The sequence below is a fragment of the Chryseobacterium gregarium DSM 19109 genome, from assembly GCF_000430845.1.
In the GTDB taxonomy this organism is placed as follows: domain Bacteria; phylum Bacteroidota; class Bacteroidia; order Flavobacteriales; family Weeksellaceae; genus Chryseobacterium; species Chryseobacterium gregarium.
On record NZ_AUMU01000001.1, the window covers coordinates 358,833 to 380,175 of the forward strand.

The 21,343-nt window shown below is 39.4% G+C and carries 28 protein-coding genes; 8 read left to right on the forward strand and 20 right to left on the reverse strand.

Going from position 1 to position 21,343, the window contains the following annotated elements; all coding sequences use genetic code 11:
• Nucleotides 1-28: 28 nt before the first annotated feature.
• Nucleotides 29-673, forward strand: a complete 645-nt coding sequence (pdeM, locus tag H561_RS0101800) for a ligase-associated DNA damage response endonuclease PdeM (protein ID WP_027385451.1) — start codon at nt 29-31, stop codon at nt 671-673.
• A 2-nt stretch (nt 674-675) separates the two neighbouring features.
• Here the strand turns inward: pdeM and H561_RS0101805 are convergent, their stop codons facing one another.
• From H561_RS0101805 to H561_RS0101835, 5 genes are all read right to left on the reverse strand, one after another.
• The gene (locus tag H561_RS0101805; protein WP_027385452.1) at nt 676-1,197 is read right to left on the reverse strand and encodes a GNAT family N-acetyltransferase; all 522 of its coding nucleotides are present in this window, start codon (nt 1,195-1,197) and stop codon (nt 676-678) included.
• A gap of 7 nt (nt 1,198-1,204) precedes the next feature.
• Nucleotides 1,205-1,783 carry a 5'-methylthioadenosine/S-adenosylhomocysteine nucleosidase family protein gene (locus tag H561_RS0101810; protein WP_027385453.1) on the reverse strand — a complete coding sequence of 193 codons (579 nt, stop codon included), beginning with the start codon at nt 1,781-1,783 and terminating at the stop codon, nt 1,205-1,207.
• A 43-nt stretch (nt 1,784-1,826) separates the two neighbouring features.
• Nucleotides 1,827-2,516, reverse strand: coding sequence for a DsbA family oxidoreductase (locus H561_RS0101815; protein WP_027385454.1), 690 nt, complete (start codon nt 2,514-2,516; stop codon nt 1,827-1,829).
• Nucleotides 2,517-2,789: 273 nt separating this feature from the next.
• Complete coding sequence (locus tag H561_RS21905; RefSeq protein ID WP_051349273.1) at nt 2,790-3,131, reverse strand: helix-turn-helix transcriptional regulator; 342 nt, start codon at nt 3,129-3,131, stop codon at nt 2,790-2,792.
• Between the two features lie 918 nt (nt 3,132-4,049).
• Nucleotides 4,050-4,676, reverse strand: coding sequence for a chloramphenicol acetyltransferase (locus tag H561_RS0101835; protein ID WP_027385455.1), 627 nt, complete (start codon nt 4,674-4,676; stop codon nt 4,050-4,052).
• 217 nt (nt 4,677-4,893) lie between these two features.
• On the opposite strand from H561_RS0101835, the gene H561_RS0101840 reads away from it, so the two are divergent.
• The 7 genes from H561_RS0101840 to H561_RS0101870 all read left to right on the forward strand — a co-directional run bounded on the left by H561_RS0101840 (nt 4,894) and on the right by H561_RS0101870 (nt 8,703).
• A complete protein-coding gene (locus tag H561_RS0101840) occupies nt 4,894-5,739 on the forward strand; it encodes an NAD(P)-dependent oxidoreductase (protein WP_027385456.1) in 846 nt (281 codons plus the stop codon).
• A 49-nt stretch (nt 5,740-5,788) separates the two neighbouring features.
• Nucleotides 5,789-6,175: a MauE/DoxX family redox-associated membrane protein gene (locus tag H561_RS21910; protein WP_034761080.1), complete on the forward strand. Its 387-nt coding sequence runs from the start codon at nt 5,789-5,791 to the stop codon at nt 6,173-6,175.
• Between the two features lie 48 nt (nt 6,176-6,223).
• On the forward strand, nt 6,224-6,814 hold the full coding sequence (locus H561_RS0101850; protein ID WP_027385457.1) for a TetR/AcrR family transcriptional regulator: 591 nt from the start codon (nt 6,224-6,226) through the stop codon (nt 6,812-6,814).
• A gap of 68 nt (nt 6,815-6,882) precedes the next feature.
• Complete coding sequence (locus H561_RS0101855) at nt 6,883-7,341, forward strand: hypothetical protein (protein ID WP_027385458.1); 459 nt, start codon at nt 6,883-6,885, stop codon at nt 7,339-7,341.
• A gap of 2 nt (nt 7,342-7,343) precedes the next feature.
• Nucleotides 7,344-7,646: a DUF3817 domain-containing protein gene (locus H561_RS0101860; RefSeq protein ID WP_027385459.1), complete on the forward strand. Its 303-nt coding sequence runs from the start codon at nt 7,344-7,346 to the stop codon at nt 7,644-7,646.
• Nucleotides 7,643-8,023 (forward strand): rhodanese-like domain-containing protein, encoded by a 381-nt coding sequence (locus H561_RS21915; protein WP_034761082.1) that lies wholly within the window; start codon nt 7,643-7,645, stop codon nt 8,021-8,023. The genes H561_RS0101860 and H561_RS21915 overlap by 4 nt, the downstream gene beginning before the upstream one ends.
• A 170-nt stretch (nt 8,024-8,193) precedes the next feature.
• Nucleotides 8,194-8,703 (forward strand): pyridoxamine 5'-phosphate oxidase family protein, encoded by a 510-nt coding sequence (locus H561_RS0101870; protein ID WP_034761084.1) that lies wholly within the window; start codon nt 8,194-8,196, stop codon nt 8,701-8,703.
• A 95-nt stretch (nt 8,704-8,798) separates the two neighbouring features.
• Here H561_RS0101870 and H561_RS0101875 read toward each other — a convergent pair whose 3' ends face one another.
• From H561_RS0101875 to H561_RS0101940, 15 genes are all read right to left on the reverse strand, one after another.
• A complete protein-coding gene (locus H561_RS0101875) occupies nt 8,799-9,455 on the reverse strand; it encodes a DUF6766 family protein (protein ID WP_027385461.1) in 657 nt (218 codons plus the stop codon).
• A gap of 5 nt (nt 9,456-9,460) precedes the next feature.
• Nucleotides 9,461-10,984 (reverse strand): FAD-dependent oxidoreductase, encoded by a 1,524-nt coding sequence (locus H561_RS0101880; RefSeq protein ID WP_027385462.1) that lies wholly within the window; start codon nt 10,982-10,984, stop codon nt 9,461-9,463.
• A 21-nt stretch (nt 10,985-11,005) separates the two neighbouring features.
• Nucleotides 11,006-11,176, reverse strand: a complete 171-nt coding sequence (locus H561_RS23820; protein WP_155845712.1) for a hypothetical protein — start codon at nt 11,174-11,176, stop codon at nt 11,006-11,008.
• Between the two features lie 17 nt (nt 11,177-11,193).
• Nucleotides 11,194-11,946, reverse strand: a complete 753-nt coding sequence (locus H561_RS0101885; RefSeq protein WP_027385463.1) for an SDR family oxidoreductase — start codon at nt 11,944-11,946, stop codon at nt 11,194-11,196.
• A 5-nt stretch (nt 11,947-11,951) separates the two neighbouring features.
• Nucleotides 11,952-12,749, reverse strand: a complete 798-nt coding sequence (locus H561_RS0101890) for an SDR family NAD(P)-dependent oxidoreductase (RefSeq protein WP_027385464.1) — start codon at nt 12,747-12,749, stop codon at nt 11,952-11,954.
• A gap of 6 nt (nt 12,750-12,755) precedes the next feature.
• Nucleotides 12,756-13,256, reverse strand: coding sequence for a CinA family protein (locus tag H561_RS0101895; protein ID WP_027385465.1), 501 nt, complete (start codon nt 13,254-13,256; stop codon nt 12,756-12,758).
• Nucleotides 13,257-13,285: 29 nt separating this feature from the next.
• Complete coding sequence (locus tag H561_RS0101900; RefSeq protein WP_027385466.1) at nt 13,286-14,464, reverse strand: zinc-dependent alcohol dehydrogenase; 1,179 nt, start codon at nt 14,462-14,464, stop codon at nt 13,286-13,288.
• A gap of 46 nt (nt 14,465-14,510) precedes the next feature.
• Complete coding sequence (locus H561_RS0101905) at nt 14,511-16,652, reverse strand: catalase (RefSeq protein WP_027385467.1); 2,142 nt, start codon at nt 16,650-16,652, stop codon at nt 14,511-14,513.
• A 131-nt stretch (nt 16,653-16,783) separates the two neighbouring features.
• On the reverse strand, nt 16,784-17,413 hold the full coding sequence (locus H561_RS0101910) for a ferritin-like domain-containing protein (protein ID WP_081411616.1): 630 nt from the start codon (nt 17,411-17,413) through the stop codon (nt 16,784-16,786).
• A gap of 243 nt (nt 17,414-17,656) precedes the next feature.
• The gene (locus tag H561_RS0101915; protein ID WP_034761087.1) at nt 17,657-18,253 is read right to left on the reverse strand and encodes a Crp/Fnr family transcriptional regulator; all 597 of its coding nucleotides are present in this window, start codon (nt 18,251-18,253) and stop codon (nt 17,657-17,659) included.
• 502 nt (nt 18,254-18,755) lie between these two features.
• Entirely contained in the window at nt 18,756-19,352 is a 597-nt protein-coding gene (locus H561_RS0101920; RefSeq protein WP_027385470.1) for a Crp/Fnr family transcriptional regulator, read from the reverse strand.
• On the reverse strand, nt 19,349-19,729 hold the full coding sequence (gene ytxJ, locus H561_RS0101925; RefSeq protein ID WP_027385471.1) for a bacillithiol system redox-active protein YtxJ: 381 nt from the start codon (nt 19,727-19,729) through the stop codon (nt 19,349-19,351). Before ytxJ ends, H561_RS0101920 begins: the two co-directional genes overlap by 4 nt.
• Nucleotides 19,726-20,184, reverse strand: a complete 459-nt coding sequence (locus H561_RS0101930) for a DUF1569 domain-containing protein (RefSeq protein WP_228372208.1) — start codon at nt 20,182-20,184, stop codon at nt 19,726-19,728. The genes ytxJ and H561_RS0101930 overlap by 4 nt, the downstream gene beginning before the upstream one ends.
• Entirely contained in the window at nt 20,181-20,717 is a 537-nt protein-coding gene (locus H561_RS0101935; RefSeq protein WP_027385473.1) for a YfiT family bacillithiol transferase, read from the reverse strand. Before H561_RS0101935 ends, H561_RS0101930 begins: the two co-directional genes overlap by 4 nt.
• A complete protein-coding gene (locus H561_RS0101940) occupies nt 20,710-21,297 on the reverse strand; it encodes a hypothetical protein (protein ID WP_155845713.1) in 588 nt (195 codons plus the stop codon). Before H561_RS0101940 ends, H561_RS0101935 begins: the two co-directional genes overlap by 8 nt.
• Between the last annotated feature and the right edge of the window lie 46 nt (nt 21,298-21,343).

The window sequence follows — 21,343 nt, forward strand, 5'->3', positions numbered from 1 at the left end:
AATGAAGAATGATTAACAGATCTGAAAAATGAAAATAGTAACAAAAAATATAACGGTACAAAACGAAATTTTTACTTTAACCAACCAGAGGGCTTTATTCTGGAAAGTGCAGAAAGTGCTGGTTTTATCAGACCTCCATATTGGAAAAACCGCACATTTCAGGAAAAACGGCATTGCCCTGGCCAACCAGATTATGAAGAATGACCTGGAACGGTTATCAATCCTGATTGAATATTTCCAGCCTGAAAAATTCCTGGTGGTTGGTGATCTTCTGCATGCGGGCGACAATTCTGATGTCGATGAATTCTGCACCTGGAGAAGCCAGTATCCGGATTTAGGGTTTTACCTCATCGAAGGAAACCATGACCGGATCTCGAAAACCCTGGAATCTAAGTTATGCCTGAACTTTAAATCAAAATCTTTAGAGCTTGACGGTTTCACCTTTATCCATGATTTTGAGAAAAAACATCCGAATCTCCAGATTACCGGCCATATCCATCCCGGGTTTATGATCCATTCAGCGGTAAAGAAAATTAAATTGCCGTGCTTTGTCCTGACGGATAAACAGCTGCTGCTTCCTGCCTTCAGTGAATTTACAGGTTTAGACACAAAAAATATCCCTAAGAACGGGAAATTCTACGTTTTTACGGATGCTGAAATTTATGAAATTTAAGTTCAGGCTAAATCTTTCCTCATCATCAGGTCGGTCTGCTCTTCGCTGCCCAGCCTGAAAATATGCTTGTCGAATGTCACAAAACCATTCTTCTTATAAAAGTTAACCGCACGGAGATTCTCTTCCCAAACGCCTAGCCAGAGGTATTGTTTCTTTTCATGCAGCGCAACTTCCAATGCCTTGTCATATAAAAGCTGGCCTACTTTTTTACCCTGGTGTGAGCTTTTTACATAAATCCTTTCAATCTCCATTGAAGCATCATCCTGAAGCTCTGTCTGGGCTTTTCCGGCATTTACTTTAAGATAACCGATCGGATTGTCCTCTTCCCATGCAATAAAGAAATGGGAGTCAGCCGTGTTAAGTTCCTGAGACAGTTTTTCCGTAGAAAAGCTTTCATCAAGGTATTTCTGCATTTCATCCTCAGAATTGTCTTTGGCAAATGTTTCGTAAAATGTTTCTCTTCCTACGCTCTGTAGGACTTCCAGTTCTTCAGCGGAAACCTTCTTGATAATAATTGATGTCATCGTATAATTAAAATAAAATTTTGACAAATGCTTCTGAAGCCAAATGAACCTGGACTGCCCAGTCATCTGCTGCTTCGCTTCCTGCATCATCCGAGATATATTTCAGGCAAAGGAAAGGGATGTTTTTCTTCATGGCGATCAGAGCCAGCGGGTAGGCTTCCATATCCACAATATTGTAATCGGTTTCCGCATGGTTCATTTCAAAGCTGTCCCCGGTGCCGCAGATGCCCTGAGGCAGGTCTTCTTTGATAAGCCCGTACTCTAAAACAGGCGGTATGCCTGAAAGCGGTGTCTCATACTTCCCGAAGCCGAGGCCTCTTACATCCATATCGCGCTGGATAAACTTTGTGCAGCAGACCACTTCGCCTTTCTGAAAGCTTCTGCTTCCGGCAGATCCGAGATTGACAATCAGTTCCGGTCTGCTGCGGTGGATTTCCTGGGTCAGCTCCATGGCAGCGTTTACTTTTCCGATGCCTGTGACCAGTTTATTTTTATCATTAAATACTTTGCCTGCTTCCGAATCCAGGGCGAAAACGAAAAGGGTCCTGTCGATGGCAAAATGATGTTCGCCGGTAATTTTTATCATTTGAAACGGACTGTTAAATTCTTTTTAAAATTAGGCATTCGGATTAAATACTGCAACCGTCCGTACTGCAGGAATTGTCAGTGCTTTCTTTTCCGGATCTTGTTTCATCATAAGTCTGCATCAGTGCATCACGGAAAGCTTCTGCAGGTTGTGCTCCGGAAACCGCATACTTTCCGTCCAGAATAAAGAAAGGAACTCCGGAAATTCCATGGTCCCGGGCTTCCTGAATATCTTTCCTGACTTCATCCTCAAATTCCGCAGAGTTTAAAACCTGTCCTGCTTCTTCTTTATCAATTCCTATGGAACCTGCCAGAGAAGTCAAGGTATCAAAATCAGCAACATTTTTACCTTCCGTAAAGTGTGCAGTGAAAAGGGTTTCTTCCATCTCACTGGATTTCTGGTGCTTTTTAGCCAGGTGAAGAAGCTTGTGAGCCGGAAAAGTACCGGTAATTAAAACCCGGTTGAAATTAAATTCAATGCCTGAATTTTTTCCCATCTCCGTTACTTGGGCCATCATCTGCCGGGCCTGTGCTTCCGGGAACCCTTTTTTCTCCCTGAAATAATCAAAGGTACTTTTGGTTTCATCGGGGCTCAACGTCGGATCCAGCTGAAAACTCTTCCACTCTACTTCCACATCCTCTTTAAAAGACAGCTGCTCAAGTGCTTTTTCAAAATTATTTTTACCGATATAGCAAAACGGACACATTACGTCCGACCATATTTCTACTTTCATTGCTTTTTATTTAAACACAGACAAATTTAATCATAAATAGTAAAAATATTATGTTTTATCCCGGTCAAACCGTTATGAACAACGATGTGTTTATGAAAGTATAAAATAATTTTGGAATCCGAAGGAAAATAATCATCGGCCGGCAATCGAATAGAAGCTTTCACAAAAGCTGAATGTAATCAGTATCGAAAAAATAGTAGAGGTTAATGTACTATGGATATGTTTTATTTTATAAGCTATTCTGCCCGATCCGGCGTAAAATAAAAAAATGGTTTAAAGATCATTAAACCATTTATAAATATCAACTGTTGATGCAATATTCAGTTTTTTCCTCAGCCTGTTCTTACGGTTTTGTATGGCTTTCGGTGTAACAAATGTGTAGGTTGCAATTTCTTTAGTTGTTAAATTGAGTTTTAAATAAATACAAAAAATCAATTCAGAGTTTTTAAGATTAGGCTGAATGGAAGATAGCGTATTAAAAAAATCAGGATCTACCAATCTGAACTTGCTCAACAGCCTGGGGGAATTTTCTTTTGCCAGGGATAAAATTTCGTCCTGTACAAAAATCTTTTGGTTTAAATCTTCTAAATTAAATTCAGTTTTTTCGTTTTTCATAATATTCTGATCTCTTCAAATTTCTGTTGCTGATGACAGCCCCAGTATTAAGTCACTCTTAGCACTGTACTTCGCTATAAAGTTTAGGTACTTTCTGTTTAATGCCTTTATTATTTTATCATTTTGGAAATTGACGGTTTTTGCCGATACCTCAAATTTTTATGTTTATTCTTTTAAAATTCAAACTGTATTACAAAAACTTATACTTTATGGCAGATTAAAAACAAAGAAATAAAAAATGATTAAAATTTCCTTTAATAAAAATACCACATACATACCACGCATATTTTTTAAATCTTATCTCCTGATCTGAAACAAAGCATGTTACATATCCGACAACAAAACTAGACTTTTATTGTCTCCATTTTTATGATTACGATCAATATGTCTAAAAAAATGAACTATTTTTTCACCGGTAAAGGATCGTTCAAAAAGGCTGTTACATAAATCATTATAAGCGTATTCAAAGGGGTTTTTATCACCTTTGATGCTGAAAAATAGAAAACGGATCGTTCTTTTATTGATTTTAAAATTTTAAACTGGTTCAATTATCAAATTGATATATTTTTTAAGCAAAACAGACATCGATGTACTATTACTGGAATAGGAAAGATTGAGAATTTATAAATGAATTGGCTTATTTTCATTGGATTAGATGTGAATTTCTGTATTTTCAGTATAGTAAAGCATCCTGAGAAATACACCGATAAAAATTTTTGATCATAAAAAAACGCATAGATGGGCAAAAGCCTGTTTAGCTTTAGAATACAAATAATTACCTGCAGATGATGATAATCCGGCAGATTTTATATGAGTTTAAATCTGTCCTATTTAAAATCAATTAGATAAAGCTGAAAATGAAGCATTAAAAGTTTTATAATGTTTCAAAATGGGCTCTTATTCATCTGCCATACCTTACTATTGTGCCAGCTGCTTTTGAAATTCTTCAAGGTATTTTGCCAGATGGAATCCGTCTGCAAGGCCATGATGTGCCTCAACTGAAACCGGGAGATAGTATTTGCCGTCCCTAATCGTAAATTTGCCAAATGTAATTTTCGGAACCGATTCTTTTCTGTCAAGCGGAGTTGGATGAAGAATGGCTGAAAAAGAATTCCAGGGAATGGTGGAATGCCTGATCAGGTCTTTCCCCAGTTCTCCGTTGTTCATTCTTATTCCTGTAGAATTCTGTACTCCTGCAATTTCTTCCTGAAGTTCAGTGTTGAACGTATTAAAATCTTCTGAAAAGCGGATATAAGCAAAGCCAAAGGTTCCGTCTGCCCTTCCGATCGTTGTTCCGGCATTAATAATGTCATAGAAAACAACGTTATCATCAAGAATACGCAGTTTCATTTCGGCAACAGCATTGACGGCAATCATTGAGGCATGCAGATATGCTGCAAAAAAAGAATGGCCTTTTTCTCTGGATTTTTTATAGGCCACTGTACACTCCACTTCCGTGGTGAAACCAAAGTAAGGACTTGCCATGGCTGAAAAAAATTCAAAGTGTTCTTTTCTGTTCCAGCTTTTAATATCTATAACCTTCATTGTTTTTTTTGTAAAATTCCGTAAGATTTACCGTTAAAAAAAATGCAGCGTATTAAAAAAAGACATGGAAACATATTGTATATTCATTATTAGCGAGTTACAGTCATTTAAATACACTTAAAATATTTTTAATGCATAAACTGGTCAGTTTTTTGATACCACAGTTATTTAAGATCCATAAGATTATTTTTATCTTAATCATTCAATTAACAAAATAATGAAAGAAGAAAAATTAGGGTTCATCGGACTTGGAAATATGGGATATCCGATGGCGAAAAATTTAGAAAAGTCAGGATACGTACTTTCTGTTTACAACCGAACGGCTGAGAAGGCTGAGGATTTTAAAGAAAAGTCAATTGTCTGTCATACGGTTTCTGAAGTAATTGACAACAGTGATATCATTTTCACAATGCTGACCAATGATCAAGCTGTAAAAGCAGTGTATGAAGAAGTTTTAGCGCAGGATATTTCCGGAAAACTGTTTGTAGACATGAGCACGATCTCTCCTGAAACGACGAAAGAAATATCTGCCGCCGTAAAAATAAAGGAAGCAGGGTTCATCGATGCTCCGGTAGCGGGAAGTACAAAGCCGGCAGCTGAAGGAACACTGATCATCATGGCCGGAGGTGAAGAAAAAGACATCCGGCGTGCCGAACTCTTTTTGCAGAAGCTTGGAAAAAGCATTAAACATCTGGGTGAAAACGGAAAAGGGATTGCTGCCAAATTATCCGTTAATTATTTTATCTCAGCAATTTATCAGGGATTGGCGGAAACCGTTCTTTTATCGGATAAACTGGGCATTGCAAGGGAAGATATGCTGGATATCATCAATGAAAGCGCAAGCGGAAGTGGTGCTACCAAAGTGAAAACGCCATTGCTGATCAATGATTCCTATGAGCCCGCCTTTGCCCTAGACCTGATGTTGAAGGATATCCTGCTCGCTAAAAATGCAGGCGCTGATTTTCCGTTATCGGAAACCCTGATTGAGACCTACCAGTCTGCTCATGATGCAGGGTTTGGGAAAAATGACGTGATCGGTATTATTAATTATCTGAAAAAATAGACTGCTGATTTTTTAATTTGTTACATTAACCTGAATTTAAAAGAATGATATGAAAGATTTCAAGACCGTATTTTTCTTTCTGCGGCTTCCGGTGGCCCTTTCCCTGTTGGGTCATGGACTGGTGCGTCTGCCGAAACTTCCCGCTTTCAGCGAATGGATGATGAAAACTATGGAGAAATCGGCACTTCCCGACGTTCTAATTTTGCCGTTCAGCTATGTCCTGCCCGTTGCAGAGGCAATCATCGGTATTTTATTACTGATTAATTATACGACAAAATATACTCTGTATGCAGGTTTAAGTTTAATGAGCATCCTGATCCTCGGAAGCAGCTCTGTTGAAAACTGGTCTGCCATTGAATCCCAGCTGCTGCATTCACTGTATCTCTTCGGCTTGTTCTGGTTTTATGAAAAATACAGCGTCGGCAATAACAGCTGATTGCAGTTCTTAATTAAAAACTGTTCCTTTGCATTGTCAATTTTTGTCATGAAAAAATCGGAAGCTACCCGTTTAAATATTCTTCAGAAAGCATTTGAACTGATCTATACGAAAGGTTACCAGACTACCAGTATAGATGAGATCATCGCAACGACCCAGGTCACCAAAGGAGCTTTCTTTTACCATTTCAAAACAAAGGATGAAATGGGACTGGCGATTATCAATGAACTGATGAAGCCCAGCATGACAAATGCATTTATTGAACCCTTTCAGAATAATGAAAATCCTCTGGATACCATCTATAATCTAATCTATAGCCTGCTGATGGAAAATGAGGATTTAAAGGTTGAATACGGCTGCCCTGCTTCCAATTTCACCCAGGAAATGACACCGTGGAACCTGGATTTCACAAAAGCTTTGAATGATCTTTCCTTACAGTGGGAAACGTCTATGACCGAAGCTATTGAAAAAGGAAAGGAAAATGGCCATATTGCTGCTGACATCAATGCAAAGGAAATCGCTGTTTTTGTAATATCGGGCTATTGGGGCGTAAGAAATTTAGGAAAACTCGAAAATTCAAAAGCGGTTTATCTTATTTATTTAAAGGGGCTTAAGTCTTATTTCAAAAGCATTCAATAATTTTTTATCAAAAAACATACTAAGTAGTATGTTTTTATTATACCTTTGCTGAACATTAAATTTATTTCATGTATCAGACCCTTACTTTCCTCCACTCTACGGTCCGCTGGCTGGTCTTATTGAGCTTAATCTATGCGATGTTCCTTGCCTGTAAAGGATATTTTTCGGATGAAAAATTTTCAAAAACAGATGATTCGGTGAGACACTGGACTGCAACGATTGCTCATGTCCAGCTGGTATTAGGCATTATATTATATTCCCAAAGTCCTGTCATCAGCTATTTCTGGAAGAATTTCAATACCGCTAAGGAATCTTTTGAATTATTGTTTTTCGGCCTGATTCATATAGTCCTGATGCTGTTTTCAATAGTCCTGATTACCATAGGATCTTCTGCTGCCAAAAGAAAAACATCTGACAGAGATAAATTTAAGACCATGTTCACTTGGTACAGCATAGCTCTGGCTGTTATTTTCATCGCTGTTCCCTGGCCGTTTTCTCCTTTCGCCAACAGACCTTATTTTAGATAATCATGATGAAATTATTAAAGACCAGCATCGGAAGATTGAGGATCATAGCGATTCTTGAAGGGATTTCTTTATTAACCCTTGTATTTATAGCGGTTCCTCTGAAGTATATGACAGGGAATCCTGATTTTGTAAAAGTAATGGGACCTGTTCACGGTGCCTTATTCCTGCTTTTTTTATTCAATACACTCAGTGTAGGCGTAGAACAGAAATGGAAATTCAAAGATACGACCTGGAAGGTACTTCTGGCCTGCATGATCCCGTTCGGGACGTTTTATATTGATAGGAAAATTTTGAGCCGGCTATGAAAAACATACTGATTTTTTGCGGGATTATTCTCACAGTGTATGTGGTGTACAGAATATACCGGTACCAGACGCTTGACAACGGTCTGGATCAACTGATAAAAAACGGCGCTGTTATTCTTGATGTCAGGACTGAGAAAGAATATGAAACCGGGCATATCCGGAATTCAGAAAATATTTCCCTGGGAACCATCAGGGAAAGATATACGGAACTGGATCCCGGCAAAACGTACATTACAGTCTGTTCTCACGGATTAAGAAGTGTAAAAGCAGAACAGATCTTAAAGGAGAAAGGCTTTAGGAATGTACATAACGGCGGAGCCTGGAGCGATCTGCAGAAAAGTTTCGACTTAAAGATTGCTGAACCCGGCAGCCCTTAAATGCTAAAACATTTTTATATAATATTATAGCTTTTAAACCTGGTCATTTTTACAGCATTCATTATAATTTTAGAATATATTTTTCATGGCAGAATTTAATTGTGGTCGGATTTTTGAATAGGAAAGAATAGTTTATTCTAATAAAAAATTAATCACAAAAATATAATATTATGTCAACAGAAAATCTTACGCATCAGGATGCCGTTAAAAAAATCAAGGATTTATCAGAAAGTGCAAAAATCTGTATGTTCTGTACCGAACTCGATAAATCCCCTATCAATTCACGCCCGATGTCTTTACAGGAAACTGATGAGGAAGGAAATTTATGGTTTATCAGCAGCGACACAAGCAACAAGAATTTTGAAATTAAAGAAGATAAAAGGGTACAATTGTTTTTCATGAATAACAGTGATTACCAATACCTTTCTGTATACGGCACTGCAACAATTTATAAAGACCGTTCAACCATTGAAGATAAATGGTCTCCAATGGCAAAAGCATGGTTTGAAGACGGAAAAGACGATCCTGATGTATCCATTATCCGTGTTGAGCCGCAGGACTCTTATTACTGGGATACAAAGGTAGGAAAACTGGTTAGCCTGTTCACTTTTGTAGCATCTGCCATTACCGGAAAGACAACTGATAATTCTGACGGTGTTGAAGGGAATGCAAGAGTTTAATTCTGAAACCGATATTAGCTAAACAAAACAGATCATAAAATAAAAGAGACCGCCTTAAAGGCAGTCTCTTTTATTTTATATTATAATGTAGGAGATCAGGGTGTTTCATCGTGGGGCATATCCACAGGCTTTGATTCCGGTGACCCTTTTTCACGAAGCCAGATAGAAAGAATGACAATAGAGGCTACCGCCAGGAATTCACTCTGCCAGTTCTGGAAGGATTCAAACCAGAACCTGGAATCGGAAATATAGTGGACAGCCGTAGTGACCGGTTTGTTTTTCGCTATCTGCTCTTCATTAAAATCTTTCAGGCTGCCGTAAAAATGCATGATAAAGCTGAACAAAAACAAAATGGCAAAAGCCAATGACAGCGAGTGCTTATATAATTTCAGCCATATGCCTCCTTTTTTTACCGGCCATGGTGCGTTATTATGTGATACAGGCTCACGGTCAACATCTTCTTTACCATCCAGGGATTTGGATTCGCTGGACCCTTTCTGCCTCAATGATACCGTTAACAGAATATACAGCATCATCTGCAGGAATTCGCTTTCCCAGTTTTCAAAGGTGGCCTGTATAAAATGTCCGCTGTGCATGTATTCTCCTGCACTTAACAGTGCTTTCCCATTTTCTGCCAGTTCTGTATTGTGCGTGTTCCATCCTGTCAGAAACTGGGCTGTAAGGCATGCAAGCATTAGGGTGATTACGACAATGCTCAGACTGTTCCGGTAAAAAAATCCTTTTTTTGACATATATTTTATAGTTCTGATTCAGATTCTATTCTCGGAAGATCTTTAACCGTCGGCCCTGTAAGTAATTTTCCGTTTACATTAAACCTGGACCCATGACAAGGACAGTCCCATGAAAGTTCGGCACTGTTCCACCGTACTTCACACAAAGCATGGGGACACGTACTTTTCACAAGATGCATTTTGCCGTTGTTTTCTTTATATAAAGCATACGAATTACCTTCATATTTTACCACTTTTGCTTCGCCTTCTTTTACTTCGGCCAAAGAACTTATTTTTTCCGCGAAAAGCTTGTCTTTGATAAAATCATAGGCGACAAAGGCATTTTCTTTTACAAATTCTGTAAATCCGGCGATTGGTTTTATTCTGGAAGGGCTGAACATAGTTTCATACCTGCTGCTTCCTGAAATAATGAGATCTGCTATAATCTGTGAAGAAATGGTCCCGAATATCATTCCGTTTCCCCTGAAACCGGTAGCGGTAAATATATTTCCTTTGCTTCCCGGAAGCTTTCCGATGTATGGGAAACCATCCGTAGGCTCATAATACTGACTGGACCAGCTGTAACGGGCCGTATCGACATTAAAATACTGTCGTACATAATTTTCAAGCCTTGAAAAACATGCTCCCGTATCTTCCTCATGTCCGGTCTTATGGTCTTCTCCGCCTGCAATCAGCAGATTTTCACCATCGATTTCCTGAATCCGGTAATAATGGTAAGGATCTGTAAGGTCATATCCCAGATCTCTCGGATAGGTACTGTCATTTAAACTGAAGGCAATGGCATAGCTTCGGTAAGGGGCATTGACCGTATGAAGGATACTCAGTCCGGGAGGGATATGGGTAGCATAGACAACATGTTCCGCACGAATCTCCCCTTTTGAAGTTTTCAGGATTACAGCTTCTTCCTGCTCATCATGACTTTCGCAAAGGCAATCTTCCTGAATAATTCCCCCTAAGCTTTGGAACTCATCACAAAGAGCTTTGATATATTTTATCGGATGAAACTGAGCCTGGCCCGGAATGATCACCGCTTGTTTAAAAGGGACAGGAAAAGGTATCTCTTCCGTATAATTCATCTCAATACCTACTTTTGAGGCACCGTCAACAATATCTTTCAATTGCTTCTGCTGCTTTTCGTCCAAGGCAAAAAGATATGCGGATTTTTCTTCAAAATCGCAGTCGATGGTAAAATTGCGGATGTTGTTTTGTATAATTCCTATAGCTTCTCTCCCTGCTTCAGCTAACAATTTAGCGTTATCCAGACCGAAATTACTGATGGCTTCGTTATAAGTAGTGTCAAAAAAATTATTAAGATGGGCAGTTGTACCGCCGGTGGTTCCGAACCCGATATTGGCAGCTTCCAGAAGGATGCATTTTTTTCCTGACTGCTGAAGTCTTAAAGCAGTTGAAATACCGGTAATTCCTCCGCCTACGATGGCCACATCAAAGGTTTGGTTAAGATCAGCTTCTGAAGAAAACCTGCGGATTTCTTCCTGCCAAATACTTTTTCTCGCGCCGTCTCTGTACATAATTATCGTTTATTGTTACATTTATTTCACACGTAATGTATCATTCTGTGCAATAGTATTTGTGTATTGGTGATCACTGACTCTTTTCTCTTTATCGTATCTGTTTTCAGCCTCGTCTTCATCAAAATCACACTTGCATGATGAAAATGTGAAAAGGCCCAAAATTCCAAGAAGTAAAGCAGTTGTTTTCATAATATTTATGTTGTTTTTTATCCGTTAACAATTAATCCCCCGTTGGGATGAAGCACCTGCCCTGTGATCTGGGCTGCCTCATCGCTCGCCAGAAACAGGAAGCTGGATGCAACCTCTTCAGGGGTTGCTTTTCTTTCAAAAGGCGGTTTGTTTGGGTCATCTTCTGTGTCTCCGAAGGTTTCTTCTGTTAAAGGCGTAAAAACAGGCCCCGGTGCCACAGCGTTAACACGGATCCCTTTCGGTTTTGCCTGCAGGGCCAGTGAACGCGTGAAAGAAACAATAGCGCCCTTGGTGGCGGAATAATCCAGCAGTTCCGGATGGCCCTGATAAGCGGCAGCGGAAGTGGTATTGATAACAGAATTCCCCTGTTTCAGATAAGGAAAGGCGGCTTTTGTCAGAAGAATCATCCCGATGATATTGGAATTGAAGGTTGTCCTGATGTTTTCCTCCTCCAGGTCTTCAATATTTTTTGAAGGGAACTGGGTGCCGGCATTATTAATTAAGATATCAATACCTCCGAATTCAGATGCTACTTTTTCCGTTACTTCCTTACAGAATCCGGAATCACTGACGTCGCCCTGAAATATAACTGATTTTCTTCCCAGATCCTGTATTTCTGATTTTGTTTTCCGGGCATTTTCTTCATCAGAATGATAAATGATGGCCACATCGGCTCCTTCTTCAGCAAACAGCAATGCCACTGCCTTCCCTATTCCACTGTCGGCACCGGTAATCAGGACAGATTTATTTTCTAATTTCAACTTCTTCATAAAACTTAATTCTCATTTTTAGGTTTCTGCATTTCAGACATGTTATATGCTGCCATACTGTCTGTAGATATATTGGACATTGCTACGCTTATTTTATTTTTCAATCCTGAAATCACTTTGTCATCTCCGTTCATCAGTGCATTGTATCCGTCAATGGCTACTTCTTCCGGTGAAGAAAGGTTGTCTTTATCATCCAGGATTCTGCTTTCATTCATATCAGCCTTATTAAAAAAATCCGTATCCGTAGGCCCCGGTAAAAGTGCCGTTACCGTAATTCCGGAATCTTTAAGCTCTTCACGGATCGCTTCAGACCATGATAAAATGAATGCTTTCGTACCGTGATACACCGATTGCCACGGGCCGGGAGATTTACTGGCTATCGAAGCCAGATTAAGTATTCTCCCAGATCCTTTGGGTAAGCGGTCTTTTAAGAAAAGTTTAGTCAATATAATGACTGACACAATATTCAGGTTAACGATATCTACCTCACGATGGATGTCCGTATCCTGAAATTTTCCGTAAGCACCCTGACCTGCATTATTAACCAGGATCTCCGAGCTGATGCCGTTTAACTGCAATTCTGAATACAGGGAATAAACATCTTCCTGGGTAAATAAATTTTTAGCCATCGTAATGACATTGATTCCATAAGTTTTGAATTCATCGGCCTTTAATTTCAGCTCATCGTGATTTCTGGCTACCATAACGAGATTATACCCGTTTTTAGCAAACTGTTTAGATAATTCATAACCTATACCACTGGTAGCTCCGGTGATTAAAGCATATTGATTTTTACGATCCATATGAGCCTATTTTAAAATCATCAGCTGGTTAATTTCACTTTTAAAACAGCCTAAGATAAATTCAGTGTAATACAGCTGTGCATTCAAAGCCTGTGTTTTGGGATGCAGTTCAAGCTTTTTGGTTAGTACAATTTCTCCTTTATAAGCAAAGGAGAAAAAAGCATAGATTTTATAGGATGAATTTCTGATCGGGGTACAGTAGCCTGTAGTGGCAATAGCCCAATCCGATTCAAAAAGCTTGGACACATTTAAGGCCATTGTTTCGGCAATGTTTTCTGATACGCAGTCGCATTCTTCTGCTTCGTGGGCATCCACTTTCAGAATTTTTACTTTTTCCTGCATTGTATAGGTCGTAAGCCCGCCTTTGTAAAAAAGAGTGGCATTGGGCATCTGTGAAAAAGCCAGTTGCAGACAGCCGGAAGTAACGCCTTCTGCTATGGCAATGGTTTCATCGGTAGTCATGAGAGACTGGCTGATGTATTCGAGAAGACTTTTTTGAAATTCCATAATTATACTTTTTGGTGTTGGTGTTATGATTAAAACTGTGAGTTTTTCCAGGGATCCAGAACTACTTTTACACACCCGTCTTCTTTCTTGTCAAAAATCTGGTAACCTTTTGAAACATCTTCCAGGGAAAGACGATGGGTAATAATATCGTCTAGTGTAACGCGTCCGCTCTGAACATGGTCCATTAACTGATCAATAATTGTATGAACGTTGCACTGACCAGCTTTAATAGTAATTCCTTTATCAAAAATCTGTCCAAGTCTGAAATTATCATAATTGACCGGATAAACTCCTAAAATAGATACAATTCCGCCGCGCCGTACCGCACTCATACAGGCGTCAAGAACTTTTATGGAACCCTTTTCAAAATTGATCACTGCCTTTGCCCGGTCCAGTAAATCCCGGTCCGGTTCAAAACCTACGGCTTCAATACAAAGATCGGCGCCGCGGCCGTCTGTCATCTCTCTGATCTGTTCAATAACATCCTTGCCGCTTTTCCATAAGATGGTATCGCAGCCTGTGAGTTTTTTAATCTGGTCCAGTCGGTACTGCTGGGTATCTACAACAATCACTTTTTTTGCGTTATGGAGGATCGCACTTTTTGCCGACATGGAACCTACCGGCCCTGCTCCGAAAATAGCCACGGTTTCCCCTCCTTTCAAGTCTCCCCACATTACTCCGCTGTAGCCGGTAGGGAAAATATCAGTAAGGAATAATACCTGTTCATCGGTAAGGTTATCCGGTACTTTCCGGGGTCCGATGTGCCCGTACGGAACCCTTACATATTGTGCCTGCCCACCGTCATATCCTCCGTAAAGATCGGAATAGCCGAACATGGCTCCGCCTTTTTCCGTTAAGATTCCGCCTTCGGGACCGTAATGCTCCGGATTGCTGTGCTCACATGCGGTAGGAAGATCATGCTGACAGAAAAAGCAGCTTCCGCAGGAGATTGGGAAAGGTACCACTACACGGTCACCAACTTTTAAATTGGTAATACGCTGCCCTACTTCCTCTACAATCCCCATGAACTCATGTCCCATAACCATAGGACGTGCCTGAGGGATCCCTCCCGAATACATATGAAGGTCACTCCCACAGATTGCTGTGGAAGTGACTTTCAGAATAATATCGGTTGACTCTTTAATAATGGGATCATCTACGGTATCGCATTTAATGATACCCGGTCCGTGAATGACTGCTGCTCTCATAATTATAATATTTAGTGTGGTGTGATGGGTGTAATTTTATTTATTGTTAATCCTGAGCATTACGCTCTAATTCAAGATCCCAGACTCTGTGGTTGGCAATAGCCTGGATAAACTTGGCGGCTGTATCTTTGTCTTCTGCGGTAATAATAGCAGGGTCGATGTGTTTTTTTGCGCCGACATTGCTGTTTATATAAAGAGGTTCGGTGCCTTCTCCGAAATTAATTGCCTTACAGTGCTTATAAGCTTCATTAATGAAATTCAATACCAGATGTTTGTTTTCCGGTGTTAAAAGCTCCTTGGTAGAATCTTCCCCGGCACTGATATACAGGGCATCAAAGCAGACACTGGCAATGCTTGTCAGGGAATGTTTTGGGATTAAAGAAGAACCTTCATTTAGCTTAACGGGTGCCAGACTTGGACCGATAATTTCAACGACTGCATTTTCTGCCTCCAGCTCTGTTTTCAGTGCATCGATGGCTGATGCATCAGCACCGTTGGCTGTAATAAATCCGATCTTTCTTCCCACAATGGAATCTTTAACCGTATTCTTCATGCTTAACGCTTCAGAAGACTTGGTTTCCGGTTCTCTTTCCTCACTCTGAAGAGTTAAAGGATCAATGTCTGCCGGTAAACTTTGATTCGGGAGATCGAGTTCTTTTACTTCAACCCCTACTTTCTTAGCCACTTTTGCCGCCAATGCTTTATCAATAAATGCCAGCTGGCTTACCGTTCTTTCTCTCACGGCAGGAATGGTCACTTTTGACAATTCGAAGATCAGTGCATTCTGAAGATGCAGTTTCTCCGGTGCCGACTGGCTGTTGTAAAATAATTTTGCCTGAGAATAATGGTCTACGAAACTTTTACTTCTTTCTCTTATTTTCGTGCCCGAAACTCTTGCTTCCTGCGTGGCATATCCACCTTCTTTCATCATCGACTGGAAAGGACATCCGCCACCGATTGAATTCGGCTCATAGCTTACTTTTCCTTTATCGATCTGCTGTCTCATAAGGCCGTCTCTCTGGTTATTGTGTACAGTGTTTACCGATCTGTTGATTGGAATTTCATGGAAATTGGGTCCGCCCAGTCTAAGCAGCTGCGTATCCGTATAAGAAAACAACCTTCCCTGAAGCAACGGATCATTGGTAAAGTCGATTCCAGGAACGACGTGTCCGGGATGGAATGCAATCTGTTCGGTTTCTGCAAAAAAGTTTTCCGGGTTTCTGTTGAGTGTGAGTGTCCCGATAAGCTCTACAGGAACTAATTCTTCAGGAACTAATTTAGTGGGATCGAGAAGATCAAAATCAAATTTATGTTCATCTTCTTCAGGAATCAGCTGAACTCCGAAATCCCATTCTGGGAATAATCCGTTTTCAATGGATTCCCAGAGGTCTCTTTTATGAAAGTCAGGATCAACTCCTGAAATTCTCTGCGCCTCATCCCAGGCTACAGAATGTACACCTAATTTCGGTTTGAAATGGAATTTTACAAAATGAACTTTTCCTTCATCATTGACAAATTTGAAAGAATGGACTCCGAATCCTTCAATCATCCGGTAACTTCTCGGGATTGATCTGTCGCTCATCAGCCACATGATCATGTGCATACTTTCCGGCATCAGGGAAATAAAATCCCAGAAAGTATCATGGGCAGACTGTGCCTGCGGAATTTCATTGTGGGGTTCAGGCTTTACGGCATGGACAAGGTCCGGGAATTTGATGGCATCCTGAATGAAAAAGACCGGGATGTTATTGGCAACAAGGTCATAATTTCCTTCATCGGTATAAAATTTTACGGCAAATCCCCTGACGTCCCTGGCCAGATCCGTACTTCCCCTGTTTCCTGCTACGGTAGAAAACCTTACAAATACCGGAGTTTCTTTCCCTTCTTCAGCTAAAAATTTTGCCTTTGTATACTTTGCCAGGCTTTTATTAAGTTTAAAAACCCCGTGAGCGCCAGAACCTCTTGCGTGGACTACCCTTTCCGGTATTCTTTCGTGGTCGAAATGCGTAATTTTCTCCCGAAGGATAAAGTCTTCCAATAACGTAGGACCTCTGTCGCCCGCTTTCAGGGAATCCTGATCATTGTTGATCTTCAGGCCCTGATTGGTGGTCATTTTTTCCTGATTATTCGATGTTTTGTAAGCGTCAAGCTGGTCCAGCTTGTCATTGGTCGGTTGGTTGTCTTTCATAATTCTGAATATTTTTAATGGTGTGCTTTTGTTAAGAACTTAAGTTCTAATCGGTTTACTGTTTTCCAGTATGTATTTTATTTAAATGGGCCCCTATAGATCACCTCTACAGGCCCTGATTTTATCAAAGATTAATCTTCCTGGTAAGCATCAAAATTGATGACGGTTTCAGCAATTTCCGTAAGATGATAATCCGTATCTTCCTCTTCTTTCAAGGTTGTTTTAAGTAAATCTGCAGCTTTGTCATGTCCCATGGTAGTGGCAAGCTGGGCCAGTCCGCCATACGTAGCGATTTCGTAGTGTTCAACTTTCTGTGCGGCAAGGATGAGCGCAGCATCGCGGGTCATGGAGCCTTCTTGTGTGGACTTGATCATTTCCTGACCATCTTCAATAATCCCTTTCACGGCTTTGCATTCTTTTTTCTCCGGCGCCTCATCAATCAGTTTAAAAATATTTTCTAAACGGCTTACCTGCTTTCGGGTCTGAGTCTGATGGTCTTCAAAGGCTTTTTTCAGCTGATCTGTTGTAGCAGCCTTCTGCATTTCCCCTAATGCTTCAATAACGGCATGTTCTGCAAAATAAATATCTTTAAGGACAGAAACGAAAAGCTTATGAAGCGGAGCGCTTTGCATGTCGTTTCCGTTCACTTGTGCATTATCTACTGATGTTGTATTCTTTTCTGACGAAGACAATGCAGTGCCCTCAGTATCCGTTATTTCAATGCCTTTGCTCTCTTTGTTGTCTGATATTATATTGGCCATAGGTGTGGAAGTGGTGTTTTTGATTTTAAACGTTATTTTTATATTAATATATAGTGATGTATACTATTTCCAGCCGTAACTAATAATAGACAGCAATAATTTTGTTTAGTTAAAAAAAATGAGTACAAACGATAAACGTTTTAACGTTCCCCGAACTGAGGCTTAAGAATATGGATGGATTATTTACTCAAATTTACATGATAAAATTTCCTATTACTATGATTGTAATCATATTGATAGATATTAATAATAAACTTTTCTGTTTTGAATGACCAATTTCTGCTGTTCTTCCATCTTTTTCAGCGTCCTGATTACTGTTTCAACCCGCAATCCTGTAAGATTGGCCAACTGTTGCCGGGTAAGCTCCACATGAAATGAGTGATCACAGTCTCCGTTATGGTAGCTTTTTAAATAATCCAACAATCCTTCCAAGCGTAGCGCAGGATTCTGGGAAGACATATTCTGCAGCATGATTGCTTTAAAATACAGCCTTTGGGAAAGACAGGCATTCATCTTTAGAGAAATTTTTGGATTCTGCTCCAAAAGCTCTAAAAAACCGTTCTTGGGAAGCCTGATGATATCCGACGGGATAAGGCAGATAGCATTCATAACATGAAAATCTTCCAGAAAAATCATCGATTCACCAAAACTCTGATTTTCACCCAGAATATTATGGATGAACTCTTTTCCTGCATCATCGTAATGATTCTGCTTGACTTTTCCTTTTATGATCTGGTAATAGTAGGCTGCGTGGTCGCCCTGACGGTAAATTATATCTCCTGGTTTATAACATCGGTCCTCTCCTCCGTACGAATACAGAAATTCAGGATCAATATTCATACAGCTTATAATTTTCATAGGTATTTATAAAACTTTAAGATTTAGTATACAATACACTGATATAAAATCTTACGGTTTTTTATTGTACTTTTTATTTCTTTCCATTATTTAACAACTCTGACAACTGTTTATAAACATACTGTTATAAGACTGCCTGCTTGCTGTCTCATTAACGGTATTCTGAAAGAATAGGAAAACTGCTCATGCTGAAAGTTTTTTAAATAATCCACCAATACCTTAAGCTCCGCAGTCAGATCTTATAATGACAAGTTTTGTGCCATTATGATCTTAACATTCAGTCTTTGTGCCGGCAATTGTCTGTATTCAGAAAAATTTCCGGATAAAGCCACAGCAAATCAACAAAATAATCCCCGTCACTTCTGATAAAAACGGATTTACAGTATAATGAATCAAGACAGACCGGAAGTCTGCCTTAATGTAACCGGAAAAAATAGAAATAAGAAGCTAAAAATGATTCAGGCCTCTGTAACCTCCGAATTTACTATTTGCTGTCCGGAACAAAGTTCTTCCTGGCAAGCTCTTTCCGTACACGGCTCAGGCTTTCAGGGGTAATGCCAAGATAGGAAGCGATCATCCATTGGGGAACTCTCAACAGGAGATCAGGATACATCCTGATGAACTTCATATACCGTTCTTCCGCTGTTTCGCCCAATAAGGAATTGATCCTGTCCTGAAGGCTGCGGATATGCTTCTGAATTAAAATATCGCTTTTTTCAAGGCTGTCCGGAAATTCACCGACAATTTTATTGATGAAATCAGGATGTAACAAAAGTACTTCAGAGTCTTCCACCGCCTCGATATAATACAGCGATTTTTCGTTGAAATAAAGACTGCTCCGGTCTGAAATCAGCCAGCTTTCAGGGGCAAACTGAATGATATGTTCCTTACCGTTCTTATCGATAGAATACATTTTAAGCAGCCCTTTTTCCACAAAATAAATATACCTGCAGATTTCACCATACTGTAAAAGAAACTGATTCTTCTGAATCTTTTTCGTTTCATACTGCAGCGTGCACATATTCACCTTTTCTACAGGAACATTAAGGACTTTCGATAAATAATTGGTAATATTTTTCATTCTGTAATCTGATCTGCCGATATATGCTGATGTGAAGCGTTACTGATTACTTTTCCATTTTCGATAACCAGAAACTGCGGGCTTTCGTGTCTTACCTCAAGATCTGCTGCAATCTTATTGGAAACTGCTCTGTGGGCCAACAGATCCAGAAAATACAAATCCGGCTTCTGATCCAGACTGTTGATTTCCTTTTCAAAATTCTTCAGTACCGTTTTGCTGATAAAACAGCTTGTGGAATGTTTAAATATCCCGATTTTATGGTGAAAGGAATCTTCAATCGCTTTTTTAAGGTCTTTTTCACTTCCGATGGATTTCCAGATCGTAGATTTATCCGAACTGTCCTCTTTTCCGCTAAAAATTTTATCAAAAAAACTCATACATGAAATTGTTTTAAGTGATGGTCCAGGTGTTTATATTCCAGAAAACCCCAGTCTTTCTCTTTCATTCTTCCGAAAAGCACATGCCTGTCAGGTAAATCATTATTCCGGAAGCAGACCCTGTACTCGTCCAGCATTTTAAGAAGATTTTCTTTTTCTTCATAAAAATCACATTCAAAATTAATAATAAGTTTCCGAAAAGTAGGCATGTTTCTGGGAATTCCGTTGTTAAAAACCTGCATTTCCATTTTTGTAAGGATGCCTATTGTCTCAAACAGTACATTAACCGGCGGAAGTTCGATTTTTTTCAAAGGAACCTGGAGTACGAAGCTGCAGTGCCTCATCATCTGACATACCTCCATTTTCCCCCATTTCCTTGATGAGCTTTCAGATAACAGATTGATCCTTCCAATGATTTCCTCAAAATGCGTTGGATTGTGGAGACTTTTTTTCACCAGCCTTTTTCTTTCTTCAGGTTCTCAATATGGGCAAAATGATGCCGGCAATGCCAGACGTAAAGTGCCAGGCAACTTCGCAGATTATAATCCCTATCATGTTCAGGATGATGAAAAGTTCTTTCAAACTGCTTATTCGTCATTGTTTTCAGTAAGGCTGTCCATCGCTGGTGCGTTCCTTTAAGCATTCTCATGGCAGGTTTTACTGGCATATTTAAACTGTCCTGAAGTTCGGCCCATTTTGCCTCATCATAAGGCTTTATGATAGGATTATCTTCAGTAAGAGCTAATTTGAATCGCATAAAACTATTGATATGGCTGTCTGCAAGATGGTTGACCACCTGCCTTACCGTCCAGCCGCCTTCCCTGTACTGCGTATCGAGCTGCCCGTCACTGAAATCTTCAATGAGGTTTTTCAGTTTCCCCGGAAAGTCCCGGATCACTTTGATATATTCATCCAGTGTAATATCACAGATATTTTCAGGGTTTTCAAATTTCCCAATCGGGAATTTTTTATGTTCTAAATCATTCATTTTTAATAATTTTCGTTAATACGTCAAGTAAAATTACAGCATCCTTATCTTTCAAGTGATAAAGCATTTTATTTTTATAATTGTCTTGTTTCGAGAAAATCATAAAATGATGGCGGTATCTTCTGATATCTAAATCTTCAAATAAGATCTCCTGCCTATGAAACCTAATCCTATCATTAAAAATATCAATTCCTGCAATATTTACTTCTTTTTTATTCTTAAGATTTTCAAGATAAGCATCTGTGATATGCCCGATGAAATTTTTCCATAATTCATCGATGATGTCACAATACAGCTGATGCTTTTCATTTAATTTTCTTCCGTAAAAAAGTTTGAAATATATTTTTAATTCCTTATTTGTTTGAGTTCTGATAAAGATCTGGTATTCTCTTCCTATATAAAAACTATAACCTTTGATAAAGTGGACTCCATAGCGAATTCCAGCAATATCTTCCTTATTAATAATAGTAAAAAAATCATTAGTTCGATCTTTATTCTCAAATTTTAAAAAATTTTCGTCAATGATCAATGATCGTTTTCTGTTGTCAAATAATCCTCGAACAATAGTAAATTCTCTCATGCAATACTGATGTGCCCTGTCATTTTCCGGACATTAGTTTTTACAA

Bases quoted from the DNA above. Each gene is read 5' to 3' on its own strand.
- H561_RS0101875 (WP_027385461.1), bottom strand. From the start codon at position 9,455: ATGTCAAAAAAAGGATTTTTTTACCGGAACAGTCTGAGCATTGTCGTA.
- H561_RS0101880 (WP_027385462.1), bottom strand. From the start codon at position 10,984: ATGTACAGAGACGGCGCGAGAAAAAGTATTTGGCAGGAAGAAATCCGC.
- H561_RS0101870 (WP_034761084.1), top strand. From the start codon at position 8,194: ATGTCAACAGAAAATCTTACGCATCAGGATGCCGTTAAAAAAATCAAG.
- H561_RS0101940 (WP_155845713.1), bottom strand. From the start codon at position 21,297: ATGAGAGAATTTACTATTGTTCGAGGATTATTTGACAACAGAAAACGA.
- pdeM (WP_027385451.1), top strand. From the start codon at position 29: ATGAAAATAGTAACAAAAAATATAACGGTACAAAACGAAATTTTTACT.
- H561_RS0101885 (WP_027385463.1), bottom strand. From the start codon at position 11,946: ATGAAGAAGTTGAAATTAGAAAATAAATCTGTCCTGATTACCGGTGCC.
- H561_RS0101900 (WP_027385466.1), bottom strand. From the start codon at position 14,464: ATGAGAGCAGCAGTCATTCACGGACCGGGTATCATTAAATGCGATACC.
- H561_RS0101850 (WP_027385457.1), top strand. From the start codon at position 6,224: ATGAAAAAATCGGAAGCTACCCGTTTAAATATTCTTCAGAAAGCATTT.
- H561_RS0101860 (WP_027385459.1), top strand. From the start codon at position 7,344: ATGATGAAATTATTAAAGACCAGCATCGGAAGATTGAGGATCATAGCG.
- H561_RS0101855 (WP_027385458.1), top strand. From the start codon at position 6,883: ATGTATCAGACCCTTACTTTCCTCCACTCTACGGTCCGCTGGCTGGTC.
- H561_RS21905 (WP_051349273.1), bottom strand. From the start codon at position 3,131: ATGAAAAACGAAAAAACTGAATTTAATTTAGAAGATTTAAACCAAAAG.
- H561_RS0101840 (WP_027385456.1), top strand. From the start codon at position 4,894: ATGAAAGAAGAAAAATTAGGGTTCATCGGACTTGGAAATATGGGATAT.
- H561_RS21910 (WP_034761080.1), top strand. From the start codon at position 5,789: ATGAAAGATTTCAAGACCGTATTTTTCTTTCTGCGGCTTCCGGTGGCC.
- H561_RS0101815 (WP_027385454.1), bottom strand. From the start codon at position 2,516: ATGAAAGTAGAAATATGGTCGGACGTAATGTGTCCGTTTTGCTATATC.
- H561_RS0101805 (WP_027385452.1), bottom strand. From the start codon at position 1,197: ATGACATCAATTATTATCAAGAAGGTTTCCGCTGAAGAACTGGAAGTC.
- H561_RS0101935 (WP_027385473.1), bottom strand. From the start codon at position 20,717: ATGAATGATTTAGAACATAAAAAATTCCCGATTGGGAAATTTGAAAAC.
- H561_RS0101890 (WP_027385464.1), bottom strand. From the start codon at position 12,749: ATGGATCGTAAAAATCAATATGCTTTAATCACCGGAGCTACCAGTGGT.
- H561_RS0101835 (WP_027385455.1), bottom strand. From the start codon at position 4,676: ATGAAGGTTATAGATATTAAAAGCTGGAACAGAAAAGAACACTTTGAA.
- H561_RS0101920 (WP_027385470.1), bottom strand. From the start codon at position 19,352: ATGAAAAATATTACCAATTATTTATCGAAAGTCCTTAATGTTCCTGTA.
- H561_RS0101910 (WP_081411616.1), bottom strand. From the start codon at position 17,413: ATGGCCAATATAATATCAGACAACAAAGAGAGCAAAGGCATTGAAATA.
- H561_RS0101895 (WP_027385465.1), bottom strand. From the start codon at position 13,256: ATGGAATTTCAAAAAAGTCTTCTCGAATACATCAGCCAGTCTCTCATG.
- ytxJ (WP_027385471.1), bottom strand. From the start codon at position 19,729: ATGAGTTTTTTTGATAAAATTTTTAGCGGAAAAGAGGACAGTTCGGAT.
- H561_RS21915 (WP_034761082.1), top strand. From the start codon at position 7,643: ATGAAAAACATACTGATTTTTTGCGGGATTATTCTCACAGTGTATGTG.
- H561_RS23820 (WP_155845712.1), bottom strand. From the start codon at position 11,176: ATGAAAACAACTGCTTTACTTCTTGGAATTTTGGGCCTTTTCACATTT.
- H561_RS0101915 (WP_034761087.1), bottom strand. From the start codon at position 18,253: ATGAATATTGATCCTGAATTTCTGTATTCGTACGGAGGAGAGGACCGA.
- H561_RS0101810 (WP_027385453.1), bottom strand. From the start codon at position 1,783: ATGATAAAAATTACCGGCGAACATCATTTTGCCATCGACAGGACCCTT.
- H561_RS0101905 (WP_027385467.1), bottom strand. From the start codon at position 16,652: ATGAAAGACAACCAACCGACCAATGACAAGCTGGACCAGCTTGACGCT.